We start from the raw sequence: 13,592 nt of genomic DNA, 5'->3' as shown, positions 1-13,592 counted from the left end.
GGCCACAAACTGGGTGAGTTCGCACCGACGCGCACCTTCAAGGGACACATCAAAGACGACCGGAAGGCCAAGCGGCGATGAGCACGGCTACTGAATATCCTTCGGCGGTCGCCAAAGCGCGGTTCGTGCGGGTGTCGCCGACCAAGGCACGCCGGGTGATCGACCTGGTGCGCGGCAAGTCGGTGGCCGACGCGCTGGACATCTTGCGCTGGGCGCCGCAGGCGGCCAGCGAGCCGGTGGCCAAGGTCATCGCCAGCGCTGCCGCCAACGCGCAGAACAACAACGGGCTGGACCCGTCGACTCTGGTGGTGGCGACCGTCTACGCCGACGGCGGCCCGACCGCCAAGCGAATCCGTCCGCGAGCCCAGGGCCGCGCGTTCCGGATTCGCCGGCGCACCAGCCACATCACCGTCGTGGTCGAGAGCCGGCCGTCCAAGGACGCGCGGGGCTCACAGTCGGCGAGCGCGAGCCGCGCCCGCCGCGCGCAGGGCAGCAAGGCTGCCGCGGGCAAGGCGCCTGCCAAGAAGGCGGCCGCCGCGAAGGCCCCCACGAAGACGGCGGCTGCCGACAAGGCGCCGGCGAAGAAAGCGTCCCCCAAAAAGACAACTGAAGCCAAGGCATCCGCCGCGAAGTCCGCTGGGACTGAAGCGACTTCGGAAGCGAAGGGAGGCTCGCAGTAGTGGGCCAGAAGATCAATCCGCACGGATTCCGGCTCGGTATCACCACCGAGTGGAAGTCCCGCTGGTATGCGGACAAGCAGTACGCGGATTACATCAAGGAAGATGTGGCGATCCGCAAGTTGCTCGCGACCGGCTTGGAGCGCGCCGGCATCGCCGACGTGGAGATCGAGCGCACCCGCGACCGGGTCCGGGTGGATATCCACACCGCTCGGCCGGGCATCGTCATCGGTCGGCGCGGCACCGAGGCCGACCGCATTCGCGCCGACCTGGAGAAGCTGACCGGTAAGCAGGTGCAGCTAAACATCCTCGAGGTGAAAAACCCTGAGTCGACAGCCCAGCTGGTGGCACAGGGAGTCGCCGAGCAGCTGAGCAACCGGGTGGCGTTCCGTCGCGCGATGCGCAAGGCCATTCAGTCGGCGATGCGCCAGCCCAACGTGAAGGGCATCCGGGTGCAGTGCTCCGGTCGCCTCGGGGGGGCGGAAATGAGCCGCTCGGAGTTCTACCGCGAAGGCCGCGTGCCGCTGCACACACTGCGTGCCGACATCGACTATGGCCTGTATGAGGCCAAGACCACCTTCGGTCGTATCGGCGTGAAGGTGTGGATCTACAAGGGCGACATCGTCGGTGGCAAGCGCGAGCTGGTTGCGCCGTCGGCCGGCGCCGAGCGCCCTCGCCGTGAGCGTCCGTCGGGCACCAGGCCGCGTCGTAGCGGGTCGGCGGGAACGACGGCGACCAGTACCGAGGCCGGGCGCGCCGCGTCCAGCGCCGAGGAGACCGCCGCCGCGCCACCGGCTGACGCGCCTGCTGTCGAGGCGCAGAGTACGGAGAGCTGAATCATGTTGATTCCCCGCAGAGTCAAGCACCGCAAGCAGCACCATCCGCGTCAGCGCGGGATTGCCAGCGGTGGCACGTCGGTGAGCTTCGGCGACTACGGCATCCAAGCGCTGGAGCACGCCTACATCACCAACCGCCAGATCGAGTCTGCTCGTATCGCCATCAACCGGCACATCAAGCGTGGCGGCAAGGTGTGGATCAACATCTTCCCGGACCGTCCGCTGACCAAGAAGCCCGCCGAAACCCGCATGGGTTCCGGAAAGGGATCACCGGAATGGTGGATTGCCAACGTCAAGCCCGGGCGGGTGCTGTTCGAGCTCAGCTACCCCAACGAGCAGACCGCCCGGGAGGCGCTTACCCGCGCGATCCACAAGCTGCCGATCAAGGCTCGCATCGTTACCCGAGAGGATCAGTTCTGATGGCCGTGGGAATTTCGCCGGGCGAACTGCGCGAGCTTAATGACGACGAGCTGATCGAGAAGCTGCGCGAATCCAAGGAAGAGCTGTTCAACCTGCGCTTCCAGATGGCGACCGGCCAGCTCAGCAACAACCGCCGACTGCGCATAGTGCGCCACGAGATCGCACGGATCTACACCGTGCTACGTGAACGCGAACTCGGCCTGGCATCGGGCCCCGATGGCGCTGAAAATGGAGAATCGTAATGGCAGAGACGAAGAAGGCAGCCCCGGCGAAGGCGTCCAAGGCCGCTCCCAAAGCTGCCGCCGCGAAAGATGCATCGGGCAATGCCAAGGGGCCCAAGCACACTCCGCGCACCCCGAAGCCGCGCGGTCGTCGTAAGACCCGCATCGGCTACGTGGTAAGCGACAAGATGCAGAAGACCATCGTGGTCGAGCTGGAAGACCGGATGCGCCACCCGCTGTACGGCAAGATCATCCGGACCACCAAGAAGGTCAAGGCGCACGACGAGCACGGCGATGCCGGCATCGGCGACCGCGTCTCGCTGATGGAGACCCGTCCGCTGTCGGCCACCAAACGCTGGCGGCTCGTCGACATCCTGGAGAAGGCTAAGTAGTCACGCGGCGGCGTCCGCTTCGACGGTCTCGACGGGCGTGGGCTCGACTTCTTTGAACGCTGGGTCGAAGCGGCGCACGGTGAAGACGAATGCCAGCGCGATGACGGGTGCGAAGAAGCCGTAAACGGCTGCTGGTGTCGCTATTTCGGTGCTGTTGAGAAGCTGTGGGCTCAGTGCGATGCCCATCGCCAGCATCGCGTTGTGCAATCCGATCTCGAGGCTGACGGCGATGGCCTGTCGCGGCGCAAGGTGCAGCCTACGGGGCGCCAGATAACCGACGGTCAGACTGATGACGCAGAACGAGACGACGGCGCCGATGAGCGCACCGAGGTTGGTCCATATCGTGGTCTTTCCGCCGGCGATCGCTCCGAGGCTGACGGCCACCAGCAGCACCGCCGCCGCTATCCGGACCGGCCTGTTGAGCCGCTGAGCCAACGCCGGGAATCGATGACGGATGGCGACGCCGATCGCGGTAGGTATCAGGATCAGCCCGAAGACCCCGAGAAACTTGTCGGCCTGCAACGGGATGAACCGCCCCTCTCCGACGAACCAAAACAGCGAAAACGCCACTGTCGCCGGCAGAGTGAAGATCGACAGCACCGCGTTGATCGCGGTCAGCGTCAGGTTGACCGCGAGGTCTCCGTTCACCACATGACTCATGATGTTGGCCATCAATCCGCCGGGAGCGGCCGACATCAGCATCAGCCCCACCGCCAGCTTCGGTTGCAGATGGAACGCGTGGGCGATCAGCAGGCACAGGCTCGGCAGCAGCACGGCCTGGCAGACCAGCGCGACCGCCAGCGGGCGGCGCAGGGAGGCGGCTCGCCGGAAGTCGGCGACCGTCAGCGTCAGCCCGAGGGCCAGCATGACGGGCACGACGACCAATGGGAAGAACCTGTTGTCCATAACGCTCCAAAGGTGTTGGGCCAGAAGCCGTCGGTCCATCGACGCAAGCCGACAGCGCCACGTTGCGACGGGAAAGCCAGCTTGTCTTAGCTGCGACGTTAGTGGACAGGCAGGGCTGGCCGCACGGCCACGATGGTGCAATTCGTCGGTATCGCTGACCGTGCGCGGTGCCAATCCGGACGGCACGACGTCGCCTTCTGCCGGGCCGGACAGCCGGGTATCCCATGCCGACGGCGCACGATCAGACTGCGATTGCTGTCGCGGCAGCAATCGCCCGGCAGCAGCTGCTGCCTGAAAGGCGGCGTACTGATTACGGTTTCAAAATTATCGCCACGTAGCGCCATCGCACGAGGAGAGTGTTGGCGTGGGTGGCTGCAGCTCGACACTCCATGAGCCCGGCGGCAAGTGCCGCCGAGCCGGCCCGCTATGAAGGCGTCTTGAATCACTCTGAGCGAAAGCCCTGGCCGATATTGCTGGCCAGACCGGTGGGACATCAAAACAACATGATTCCAAGCTGCGGCACACCCGGGTTCTCCGCGGTAGCGAATCTCGGCTGGACCCGAATCAGCGACGAGACCAGCACATTTCACTCGATGCGCCAATGAAGATCGCGGCAAGGGCACGTCGCGGCGGCGACCCGGAGTGGGGTGTCTTCGGTTTAACCACGTGCGTTGTCAGCGCATAGCCTTCTCTCATTCCATCTGCGCCTTGTCGCCTCAAGCATCGAAAAGGAGTGGCTGATATGACCTTACGCGTTGTACCAGAAGGCTTAGCCGCTGCCTGTGTGGGTGTGGAGGCGTTGACGGCGCGCTTGGCGGCGGCGCATGCCGCAGCTGCCCCGCTCATCACGGCGGTCGTGCCGCCGGCAGCGGACCCCGTGTCATTGCAAAGTGCGGCGGAGTTCAGTGTTCGCGGCGGCTTGCACACAGCGGTGGCCGCCCAAGGTGCCGAAGAGCTCGGTCGTTCCGGCGTCGGGGTGGGCGAGTCGGGCGTCAGCTATGCCAGCGGTGATGCGGCGGCGTCGTCGGCGTATTTCTTTGCGACCGACTGACGATGACCGCGCCTATCTGGATAGCCGCACCCCCAGAGGTGCATTCGACATTGCTGAGCAGCGGCCCCGGGCCGGGTCCGCTGCTGGCGGCGGCCGACGCGTGGAGTTCGCTGAGCGCCGAATACACCTCGGTGGCAGACGAACTCACTGCGTTGCTCGGTCAGGTACAGGCGGGCCCGTGGCAGGGGCCGAGCGCGGAGTCGTACGTGGCTGCGAATGCGCCCTTCCTGGCCTGGTTGACTCAAGCCAGCACCGACAGTGCCGCGGCGGCCACCCAACATGCAGCCGTGGCTGTGGCGCACGCCGCCGCGCTGGTCGCCATGCCGGGGCTACCGGAGCTGGCCGCCAACCACGTGGTTCACGGGGCGTTGGTGGCGACCAACTTCTTTGGTATGAACACGATTCCGATTGCGCTCAACGAAGCCGACTATGCACGGATGTGGCTCCAAGCCGCGGCGACAATGGCGACATATCAAGCAGTCGCCCGTTCCGCGGTGGCGTCCACCCCGCAGACCGATGCGGCGCCGGTCATCTTGAAGTCGGACAGCCAAACCGACTCTTCCGCCTCATCGGCCGATTCCACCGCCGAGACCACTTTGGACCAACTCATCGTGCAGTTCCTACAGGCGAGGGGGATCACCTGGGATCCCACCAGCGGCACCATCAATGGTCTGCCCTACTCGTCGTACACGAACCCGCTGACATCGCTGTACTGGGTGAAGAACACCGTCACACTCGTTCAGGATCTCGAGCAGTTCGCGCAATTGCTGGCCACCAATCCAGAGGCGGCATTGGCGAGCCTCACGCCGGCCAACATCATCGCGTTCCTCGTCGCGCATCCGGTGGTCGCCGCCGCGATCGCCGCCAGCTCGACCACTGCAGCCCTCCCTGCGGCAGCGGCGGCTACCGCGGCAGTGGCCGGCGTGGCAGGGCTGATCGACCCGTCGGCTATTCCGCCGATCCCGCCGGTGCTGCCTCAGATTCCCGCGCTGCCCATCGCGCCGGTCACCGCGACGATCCCAGCCGTCGCGACCGTCGCGGCCCCGGCGCCCGCCCCTGCCTCGGCGACCGCGCCCGCAGCGAGTCCTGCGACCGGTACCGCACCGGCGCCGCCGAGTCCGCCGCCGGTTGCTGCTCACGGCTTGGCTTTCCCGTATCTGGTTGCCGTCGGGGGCAGCCCGCCCATCGGATTCGATTCCGGAGCCAGTTCCAGTGCCAGTGCCGGCGCAAAGCTGAAAGCACCGGCCGAGTCGGCCGCGGTTGCCGCGGCGGCGGCCTCTCGGCGGCGGTCACGGAAGCGGCGGCAACAGCAGACGCGGAAGTACGACTACGCCGATGCGACACTGGATTACGAAGTCAACCCGGAATGGGCATCACCGCCGGACGATGATCCGGTAGCGGCGGCGGTGGCCTCGGATAGCGGTGCGGGATCGCTGGGATTTGCCGGGACGGTGTCGAAGGGCAGCAAACAGGCCACCGGTTTGGCCACGCTGGCCAACGACGATTTCGGTGCGGGACCGAGCATCCCCATGCTGCCACATACCTGGACGCCGGAGTCGCGGGACTTCGCCGATGACTGAGTGTGCCTGTGTGGCAACGGTAGTCATTTAGTGCAGTAGAGTTTGCTGGATGCACCGAGGCGGGGCTCATCAGGCCTGGCAGGCTCGGGCGGTAGCACCACACCGCTTCGCACCGCGGCACTCCTGATGTGTGTGTTCGTCCGCGCGGTATTGGCCGCCAGTTCGCCGCGGCGGTGTAATCTGCATCCGAGGTCCCGGGGGGCACTACGAGAGTGAGGCCAGCGATGGCTACCGAATTCAACGGCAAGGTCGAGCTGGATATCCGTGATTCGGAACCGGATTGGGGCCCGTTCGCGGCGCCGACCGCGCCCGAGGGTGCGCCCAACATCCTTTATCTGGTGTGGGATGACACCGGCATCGCGACGTGGGACTGCTTCGGCGGCCTGGTTGAGATGCCCGCGATGACGCGCATCGCCGATCGCGGAGTGCGGCTGTCCCAGTTCCACACCACCGCACTGTGCTCACCGACCCGGGCGTCGCTGCTGACCGGTCGCAATGCCACCACGGTCGGCATGGCCATGATCGAAGAGTTCACCGAAGGCTTCCCCAACTCCAACGGCCGTATCCCGTTCGAAACCGCGTTGCTGCCCGAGGTCTTGGCCGAACAGGGCTACAACACCTACTGCACCGGCAAGTGGCACCTGACCCCATTGGAAGAGTCCAACCTGGCTGCGACAAAGCGGCACTGGCCGACGTCGCGCGGATTCGAACGCTTCTACGGGTTCATGGGCGGTGAGACCGACCAGTGGTACCCGGACCTGGTGTACGACAACCACCCGGTGAACCCACCGGGTACGCCGGAGGACGGCTACCACCTATCGAAAGACATCGCGGACAAGACAATTGAGTTCATTCGCGACGCCAAGGTGATCGCACCGGACAAACCGTGGTTCAGCTACGTGTGCCCCGGCGCCGGTCACGCTCCTCATCACGTCTTCAAGGAGTGGGCGGACCGCTACGCAGGCAAATTCGACATGGGCTACGAGCGTTACCGCGAGATCGTGCTGGACCGGCAGAAGTCAATGGGCATCGTGCCGCCGGATACCGAGCTGTCCCCGGTCAACCCCTATCTGGACGTCAAAGGACCCGATGGCCAGCCGTGGCCGCTGCAGGACACCGTGCGGCCGTGGGACTCGCTGAACGACGAAGAACAGAAGTTGTTCAGCCGGATGGCGGAAGTGTTCGCCGGTTTCCTGAGCTACACCGACGCCCAGATCTGGCGCATCCTGGACTATCTCGAGGAATCCGGCCAGCTGGACAACACCCTTGTCGTGGTGATCTCCGACAACGGCGCCAGCGGTGAGGGCGGTCCCAACGGATCGGTGAACGAGGGCAAGTTCTTCAACGGCTACATCGACACCGTCGAAGAGAGCATGAAGCTCTTCGACCACCTCGGTGGGCCGCGGACCTACAACCATTACCCGATTGGCTGGGCGATGGCCTTCAACACCCCCTACAAGCTCTACAAGAGGTATGCCTCGCATGAAGGCGGAATCGCCGACACGGCAATAGTGTCCTGGCCCAACGGAATTGCGGCGCACGGTGAGGTCCGTGACAACTACGTCAACGTGTGTGACATCACCCCGACCGTCTACGACCTGCTTGAGGTCACACCGCCCGAAACCGTGAAGGGCATCCCACAGAAGCCACTGGACGGTGTGAGTTTCAAAGCAGCCCTTGTTGATTCGGCTGCCAGCACTGGCAAAGAGACGCAGTTCTACACCATGCTGGGCACTCGTGGGATCTGGCACAACGGCTGGTTCGCCAACACCGTCCATGCCGCCACACCCGCGGGCTGGGGTCACTTCGACGTCGACCGCTGGGAGCTCTTCCACATCGAAGCCGACCGCAGCCAGTGTCACGACCTGGCCGGCGAGCACCCCGACAAACTGGAAGAGCTGAAGGCGCTGTGGTTTTCCGAGGCTGCCAAATACAACGGTCTGCCGCTGTCCGACCTCAACATCTTGGAGACGTTGATGCGCTCGCGGCCGATGCTGGGCGGCGATCGGAATAGCTACACCTATTATCCCGGCTGCGCCGATGTGGGCATCGGCGCCGGCGCGGAGATCCGGGGCCGCTCGTTCGCGGTGCTTGGCGACGTCACCGTCGACAGCACCGGCGCCGAAGGGGTGTTGTTCAAGCAGGGCGGCGCACACGGCGGTCACGTGCTTTTCATTCAGGACGGACGCCTGCACTACGTCTACAACTTCCTCGGCGAGCGTCAGCAGCTGGTGTCCTCGTCGCAGGCCGTACCACTGGGCAGGCATCTGTTCGGCGTTCGCTATGCACGCACCGGCACGGTGGAAAATAGCCACACGCCCCTCGGCGAGGTCACCTTGTTCATCGACGACGCAACGGTCGGCACGCTGGCCGACGTGCAGTCGCATCCGGGAACCTTCGGATTGGCCGGTGCCGGCATCACGGTCGGACGCAACGGCGGTTCAGCGGTGTCCAGTCGCTACAAGGCGCCGTTCGCGTTCAGCGGTGGCACCATCGCGCAGGTCACCGTCGACCTGTCCGGCCGGCCGTATCAAGATGTGGAAAAAGAACTGGTGCTGGCCTTTTCGCGTGACTGAGCGGCCGCCGCGATTTCTCTGGACCGTGCTGGGTTCGGTGGGTCTGGTGGTTATCGCTGTGCTGTCGGGGTGCGTCAGGACCGTCGACGGGGTCTCGGCCTGGACCGGCGGGGTGGCCGCGTCGACGGCGCCGCGGCTCACGACGAGCAGCGGCGCGCCGGTTCCCGGCATCGAGACAACGCTGCCGGACCACATCCCGCCCAATGCGTTCGTCTGCTTTCCGGAGCCGGCCGGCCTCGGCGTCGGCACCGTCGCCCAAGTGTCGGATCCGGCCGCGCCGAGGATCACGGTCAGCGTCCCCGATGCCTGGACCAGCGAGCCAGAGCGAGGCGATGTGGCGTTGTCACTCGGCGGACCTGACGGCATGACAGGTGAGGTGACCATCGCCGTGACGGCATCCGATCCGGCGTCGGCCTTCGCCGATTACGCTGCCACACTGACGCACTCGAAGGCCGACCTCCAGGTCGACACTGTGGGTGTCAAGTTTTGCGGATACAGCAGCCAGAAGCTCAGCGGAACATTCCACAGACCGTCGGGCACGACTGAATTCGCCGACCGCATCACTCACATCTGGACCAACACCTCCAAATACTTGGTCGTCGTACACCTGGAAGGGCCGGAGGATGTGCCCGGGTTCGGCGCCGCGAAAGCCGCGCTGATGCAAGACTTCGCCGTCGTCATACCCTGAACCCATGCCTACCGAACTTGTCGACCTGCCATCCGGATCCTTCCGGATGGGCTCGACGAGCTTCTACCCCGAGGAAGCGCCGATCCACACGAGGAACGTCGAGGCATTCGCGGTCGAGCGCCATCCGGTGACCAACACCCAATTCGCCGAATTCGTCGCCGCCACAGGGTATGTCACCGTCGCCGAACAGCCCATCGACCCCGCATTGTATCCGGGGGCCGATCCCACCGAACTACAGTCGGGCGCAATGGTATTCCGTCCCACATCAGGTCCGGTCGACTTGCGGGACTGGCGGCAGTGGTGGATCTGGACGCCGGGTGCCTGCTGGCGGCATCCGTTCGGCCCGGGCGGCGACCTCGCCGACCGGGCGAATCACCCGGTGGTGCAGGTGGCATACCCCGATGCCGCCGCATATGCGCGCTGGGCCGGTCGGCGCCTGCCGACCGAAGCTGAATGGGAATACGCCGCCCGTGGCGGGGCTGTCACGATCTACGCCTGGGGCGACGAGGAGAAGCCCGGCGGTAATCTGATGGCCAATACCTGGCAGGGCAAATTTCCCTACCGCAATGACGCCGCGCTGGGCTGGGTCGGCACTTCGCCGGTGGGCACGTTCCCGCCGAACGGGTTCGGCCTGTTCGACATGATCGGCAATGTCTGGGAATGGACGACCACCAAATTCTCCGCCCATCACCGGCTGAATGAGCCGCCGAAAGTCTGTTGTGCGCCAACGGGACCCGCCGATCCGACGATCGCGCAGACGCTCAAGGGTGGCTCACACCTGTGTGCCCCCGAGTACTGCCACCGGTACCGGCCGGCGGCACGCTCACCCCAGTCGCAGGACACCGCGACCACACACATCGGATTCCGATGCGTGCGCGATCTGCCCGCTTGATCAGCTGATCGCGTCGACCGCGCTTGACACCCGTGCCTGGAAGTCCGGAGGCAGCGGGATGTAGCCGTTCTTGTCGAGGTCGATCTGGCCGGGCCCGAGCGTCGCCTGCAGAGCGGCTTTGACCACCAGACCCACCTGCGGGTCGGGGTACTTCGAGCAGACGATCTCGTACGTCGCCATCACGATCGGGTAGACGTCGTCTTGGCTGGGGTTGTAGAACGACGAGAGGTCGAGTACGAGGTCGTTGCCCTTGCCGACGATCTTGGCTCCGGCGATGGTTTTGCCGACGGAGTCGGTGCCGATGCGGACCGGGCGTCGCGATTTACGGCTGGCCGGGGTTTTGATCTCGGCGGCGTAAAGCCCTTCCTCCATCGCGAAGGACAACTCGTTGTAAGTGATTGCGCCCTCGGTGTTCTTCACCGCGGACGAGGTGCCGTCGTTGCCTTTGGCGCCGGTCCCGACATTGCCCTTGAACGCCTTGCCCGTTCCCTGGGTCCACACTCCGGGGGCCGCGGCCTGCAGGTAGGCCTGGAAGTTGGCCGTGCTGCCGGAGTTGTCACTGCGGTGAATGACGTGGATCTCCTCTGAGGGCATGGATGCGTTGAGGGCGCCGATCGCCGGGTCGTTCCAGCGGGTGATGCTGCCGTTGAAGATCAGGGCCAGCGTCTGCGCGTTGAGCACTAAAAAGTCGACGGGCAGGTTGTAGGTGATTGCCAGTGGGTCGAAGACCACCGGCAGGTTCCAGGCGTCGGCCCCACCGCATCGCTTCTTGGCCGCGTCGTACTGATCGTCCGAGAGGGGAGTGTCCGATCCGGCGAAATCGGTCTTGCCGGCAAGGAAGTCGGTGATTCCGTTGCCCGATCCGTTGGCGGTGTAATTCAGCGTCCGTTCAGGGCAGGACTTGCCGTAGGCGCTGACGAACCGCTTCATCGCATTGGCTTGTGCGGTCGAGCCACTGGCTGCGATCGCCGGCTTCCCGCCGCAGGTCACCACCTCGCTGGCGTAGGCCGTGCTGGAATGCGGGACCTCGCATCCCGACAGCACTACGGCGCCTGCCGCCAGCAAACTCATCGCCGCGACAAGACGACTAGGTTTCATGCGATTGCCTCACCCAGGACTTCGACGCAATGTTGAGAACTGCTGCTAACGATTCGGCCTTGCGGACCGACATCAGATTAGCGGCTCGACAGCCGAACTGTCCCGTCTCAGCGTGAGAATTGGGAGCGACTCATCGCCATCCTGAACTGCACTTTACCGTCGGGTGGCCAGCGGGTGACGAATCTCCGTCGTGCGCCGACCATCATCCTTTCGTCGCGTGATCGGCGTGCCGATTCGCTAACCTGATCCCGTGTTGCCCCGACAGGACGACGTTGTACGCCTAGTCCCTGTCGGCTCCCGGCGGGCTGCCGCGGCATTCGGCCAGCAATGACCGTGCAGGCTCCGTCGACAACTCGACCGTCGCCGCCGAAAGCCAAGAGGGCGCGCCCACGCATCCCGATCGTCGTCGTCATCCTGCTGGCATTCGTCGTCGCCTATGCCCTGTCACTGGTCGGTGTGCACCTACTCCAAAAATCGGAGGGACCGCTTCCGCCGCTGGACCTGAGCCAGGCCGGACCCGACGAAACCGTGGTACAGATCAGCCTGGAAGAGCTGAAAGCCACGACGAATCGCCTGTCCGTGAATGTGCTCATCTATCCCGGTGAGTCGTTGTACGACAAACGTTTCGACGAGCTGAACACCGACATTGCGGTGCGGTTGTATCCGCCCAACGACCTCGGCGATCTGACATACCCGAAAGGCAAAGCGCCGGCGCAAGTCACCACCACGATCAAGGCGCACGGCGATCCCGGTTCCTGGCCGTTCGACTCCTACCGGACCGAACCGCTGTCGGCCGATGTGTTCGTCGGAACGGGCGCTGAGCGCAAACGGATACCCGCTCTCGTCGAGGTGACCGGATCGATGGACGGCTGGGACGCCAGCGTCAAGCGCAACACCGACACCAGCGAGACCGCAGCGCACAACATCAGCAATGTGGTCGTCACCCTGCACCGGGCCAAGGGCCCGCTGATCTTCGACCTGGGCATCATCCTGGTCTTGATCAGCCTGCCGACCCTGGCGCTACTGGTCGCCATTCCAATGGCTCTGGGCAGAAGGAAATTCGTGCCGCCGTTCGCGACTTGGTATGCCGCGAACCTGTTCGCGATCGTTCCGCTGCGCAATATCCTGCCGGGCGCCCCGCCGGCCGGGTCGTTGATCGACCAAGCCCTGGTGCAGTGGGTGCTACTGGCGTTGGCGACCGCGATGGCCTTATACGTCTACGCCTGGGTCCGGCAGGGAGACTGACGCATCCGATTCCGCGTCGGACCGTTCAGGTATGATCGAATGTATGTTCGAGTCAGGGGCGGGCCGCACCTCATCGCCGGAGGTGATCGCCCGGTTTGACGAGCTCTTCGAGCGTCGCTACCCCACCCGCACGCCCGAGTCGGCGGCGTTGCTGGACCGGATCAGCGCATCCTGGCGCGCCCAGAACCGTGCGGCTGCTGCGGCACTGACCGCGATCGGTGAGTTGTTCGGCTACCGGTTGGCGCGCTGCTCGGACACCGAGGACTGGGCTGCTGACACCGAGGCGGCGCTCAGCGCCGAGGTGGGCGCGGCGTTGCGGATCAGCCAAGGGTTGGCCGCCAGCCAATTGCGTTATGCCCGCGCAATGCGCGAGCGGCTGCCGGAGCTGGCCGAAGTCTTCAAAGCCGGCGATATCGATATGCGGACTTTTCAAACCATCGTGTTTCGCACCGATTTGATCACCGACCCCGATGTGCTGGCCACTGTCGATGCCGCGCTGGCCGTGGGGGTTTCGCGGTGGCCGTCGATGACCCGGGGCCGGCTGGCCCCTCAGATCGACAAGATCGTGGCCCGCGCCGATGCCGATGCGGTGCGCCGGCGCACCGAGCGCCACGCCGATCGGGAGTTGTCGATCTGGGACAGCGGCGAGGGACTGGCCGAGGTGTTCGGCCGGCTGATATCCACTGACGCCCACGCGGTGGATGCCCGGCTCAATGCGTTGGCCGCCACGGTGTGTCCAGATGATCCGCGCACCCACAACCAGCGCCGCGCCGATGCCATGGCGGCGTTGGCCGCTCGGGCTGACCGGCTGGCCTGTCGCTGCGGGCGACCTGATTGCGCGGCTGGGAAGCGGCCTGGCGCAACACCTGTGGTGATCCATGTGGTAGCCGAGCAAACCACCATCGAGGGCCGCGGATCGGCGCCAGGATCGATGATCGGCGCCGACGGGCTCATCGGAGCCGAACTCGTCGCCGAATTGGCCGCCTCGGCCAAGTTGATGGCTCTGGTCC

General features: G+C 65.2%; 14 protein-coding genes and 1 pseudogene. 13 read left to right on the top strand and 2 right to left on the bottom strand.

The features are described 5' to 3' along the window. The 6 genes and pseudogenes from VGG53_RS22870 to rpsQ all read left to right on the top strand — a co-directional run. A pseudogene (locus VGG53_RS22870) lies at positions 1 to 81 on the top strand (30S ribosomal protein S19); the annotation flags it as partial. Beyond that, a complete protein-coding gene (rplV, locus tag VGG53_RS22865) occupies positions 78 to 680 on the top strand; it encodes a 50S ribosomal protein L22 (protein ID WP_331520407.1) in 603 nt (200 codons plus the stop codon). The pseudogene VGG53_RS22870 and the gene rplV, both read left to right, overlap by 4 nt. Further along, positions 680 to 1,513: a 30S ribosomal protein S3 gene (gene rpsC, locus VGG53_RS22860; protein ID WP_331520406.1), complete on the top strand. Its 834-nt coding sequence runs from the start codon at positions 680 to 682 to the stop codon at positions 1,511 to 1,513. Before rplV ends, rpsC begins: the two co-directional genes overlap by 1 nt. Before the next feature lie 3 nt (positions 1,514 to 1,516). Beyond that, positions 1,517 to 1,933 carry a 50S ribosomal protein L16 gene (rplP, locus tag VGG53_RS22855; RefSeq protein ID WP_240259930.1) on the top strand — a complete coding sequence of 139 codons (417 nt, stop codon included), beginning with the start codon at positions 1,517 to 1,519 and terminating at the stop codon, positions 1,931 to 1,933. Further along, positions 1,933 to 2,175, top strand: coding sequence for a 50S ribosomal protein L29 (gene rpmC, locus VGG53_RS22850; RefSeq protein ID WP_331520405.1), 243 nt, complete (start codon positions 1,933 to 1,935; stop codon positions 2,173 to 2,175). Before rplP ends, rpmC begins: the two co-directional genes overlap by 1 nt. Further along, a complete protein-coding gene (rpsQ, locus tag VGG53_RS22845; protein WP_331520404.1) occupies positions 2,175 to 2,546 on the top strand; it encodes a 30S ribosomal protein S17 in 372 nt (123 codons plus the stop codon). Before rpmC ends, rpsQ begins: the two co-directional genes overlap by 1 nt. On the opposite strand, the gene VGG53_RS22840 is transcribed toward rpsQ, so the two are convergent. Continuing rightward, a complete protein-coding gene (locus VGG53_RS22840) occupies positions 2,547 to 3,452 on the bottom strand; it encodes a bile acid:sodium symporter family protein (protein ID WP_331520403.1) in 906 nt (301 codons plus the stop codon). Positions 3,453 to 4,194: 742 nt separating this feature from the next. Here VGG53_RS22840 and VGG53_RS22835 point away from each other — a divergent pair. From VGG53_RS22835 to VGG53_RS22815, 5 genes are all read left to right on the top strand, one after another. Next, positions 4,195 to 4,503, top strand: coding sequence for a PE family protein (locus tag VGG53_RS22835; RefSeq protein ID WP_331520402.1), 309 nt, complete (start codon positions 4,195 to 4,197; stop codon positions 4,501 to 4,503). A 2-nt stretch (positions 4,504 to 4,505) separates the two neighbouring features. After that, entirely contained in the window at positions 4,506 to 6,083 is a 1,578-nt protein-coding gene (locus VGG53_RS22830) for a PPE family protein (protein ID WP_331520401.1), read from the top strand. A gap of 224 nt (positions 6,084 to 6,307) precedes the next feature. Further along, the gene (locus VGG53_RS22825; protein ID WP_331520400.1) at positions 6,308 to 8,659 is read left to right on the top strand and encodes an arylsulfatase; all 2,352 of its coding nucleotides are present in this window, start codon (positions 6,308 to 6,310) and stop codon (positions 8,657 to 8,659) included. Further along, on the top strand, positions 8,652 to 9,347 hold the full coding sequence (locus VGG53_RS22820; RefSeq protein WP_331520399.1) for a hypothetical protein: 696 nt from the start codon (positions 8,652 to 8,654) through the stop codon (positions 9,345 to 9,347). The genes VGG53_RS22825 and VGG53_RS22820 overlap by 8 nt, the downstream gene beginning before the upstream one ends. 4 nt (positions 9,348 to 9,351) lie before the next feature. Next, positions 9,352 to 10,239 carry a formylglycine-generating enzyme family protein gene (locus VGG53_RS22815; protein WP_331520398.1) on the top strand — a complete coding sequence of 296 codons (888 nt, stop codon included), beginning with the start codon at positions 9,352 to 9,354 and terminating at the stop codon, positions 10,237 to 10,239. Here the strand turns inward: VGG53_RS22815 and pstS are convergent, their stop codons facing one another. Next, entirely contained in the window at positions 10,240 to 11,337 is a 1,098-nt protein-coding gene (gene pstS / locus VGG53_RS22810; RefSeq protein ID WP_331520397.1) for a phosphate ABC transporter substrate-binding protein PstS, read from the bottom strand. It abuts the gene before it with no gap. A 327-nt stretch (positions 11,338 to 11,664) separates the two neighbouring features. Between pstS and VGG53_RS22805 the strand changes: the two genes are divergently transcribed. Together VGG53_RS22805 and VGG53_RS22800 are read left to right on the top strand one after the other, a co-directional pair. Further along, a complete protein-coding gene (locus tag VGG53_RS22805; protein WP_331520396.1) occupies positions 11,665 to 12,582 on the top strand; it encodes a DUF4436 domain-containing protein in 918 nt (305 codons plus the stop codon). 43 nt (positions 12,583 to 12,625) lie between these two features. Further along, a partial coding sequence (locus VGG53_RS22800; protein WP_331520395.1) for a 13E12 repeat family protein occupies positions 12,626 to 13,592 on the top strand: 967 nt, incomplete at its 3' end.

The sequence above is a fragment of the Mycobacterium sp. genome, from assembly GCF_036490025.1.
Taxonomy (GTDB): Bacteria; Actinomycetota; Actinomycetes; order Mycobacteriales; family Mycobacteriaceae; genus Mycobacterium.
This window is presented reverse-complemented; position numbering and strand designations above follow the sequence as displayed.

Coding starts and splice junctions, on each gene's coding strand:
- pstS (WP_331520397.1), bottom strand. CDS start 11,337: ATGAAACCTAGTCGTCTTGTCGCGGCGATGAGTTTGCTGGCGGCAGGC.
- VGG53_RS22805 (WP_331520396.1), top strand. CDS start 11,665: ATGACCGTGCAGGCTCCGTCGACAACTCGACCGTCGCCGCCGAAAGCC.
- VGG53_RS22840 (WP_331520403.1), bottom strand. CDS start 3,452: ATGGACAACAGGTTCTTCCCATTGGTCGTCGTGCCCGTCATGCTGGCC.
- rplV (WP_331520407.1), top strand. CDS start 78: ATGAGCACGGCTACTGAATATCCTTCGGCGGTCGCCAAAGCGCGGTTC.
- VGG53_RS22825 (WP_331520400.1), top strand. CDS start 6,308: ATGGCTACCGAATTCAACGGCAAGGTCGAGCTGGATATCCGTGATTCG.
- rplP (WP_240259930.1), top strand. CDS start 1,517: ATGTTGATTCCCCGCAGAGTCAAGCACCGCAAGCAGCACCATCCGCGT.
- VGG53_RS22835 (WP_331520402.1), top strand. CDS start 4,195: ATGACCTTACGCGTTGTACCAGAAGGCTTAGCCGCTGCCTGTGTGGGT.
- rpsQ (WP_331520404.1), top strand. CDS start 2,175: ATGGCAGAGACGAAGAAGGCAGCCCCGGCGAAGGCGTCCAAGGCCGCT.
- VGG53_RS22815 (WP_331520398.1), top strand. CDS start 9,352: ATGCCTACCGAACTTGTCGACCTGCCATCCGGATCCTTCCGGATGGGC.
- VGG53_RS22830 (WP_331520401.1), top strand. CDS start 4,506: ATGACCGCGCCTATCTGGATAGCCGCACCCCCAGAGGTGCATTCGACA.
- rpmC (WP_331520405.1), top strand. CDS start 1,933: ATGGCCGTGGGAATTTCGCCGGGCGAACTGCGCGAGCTTAATGACGAC.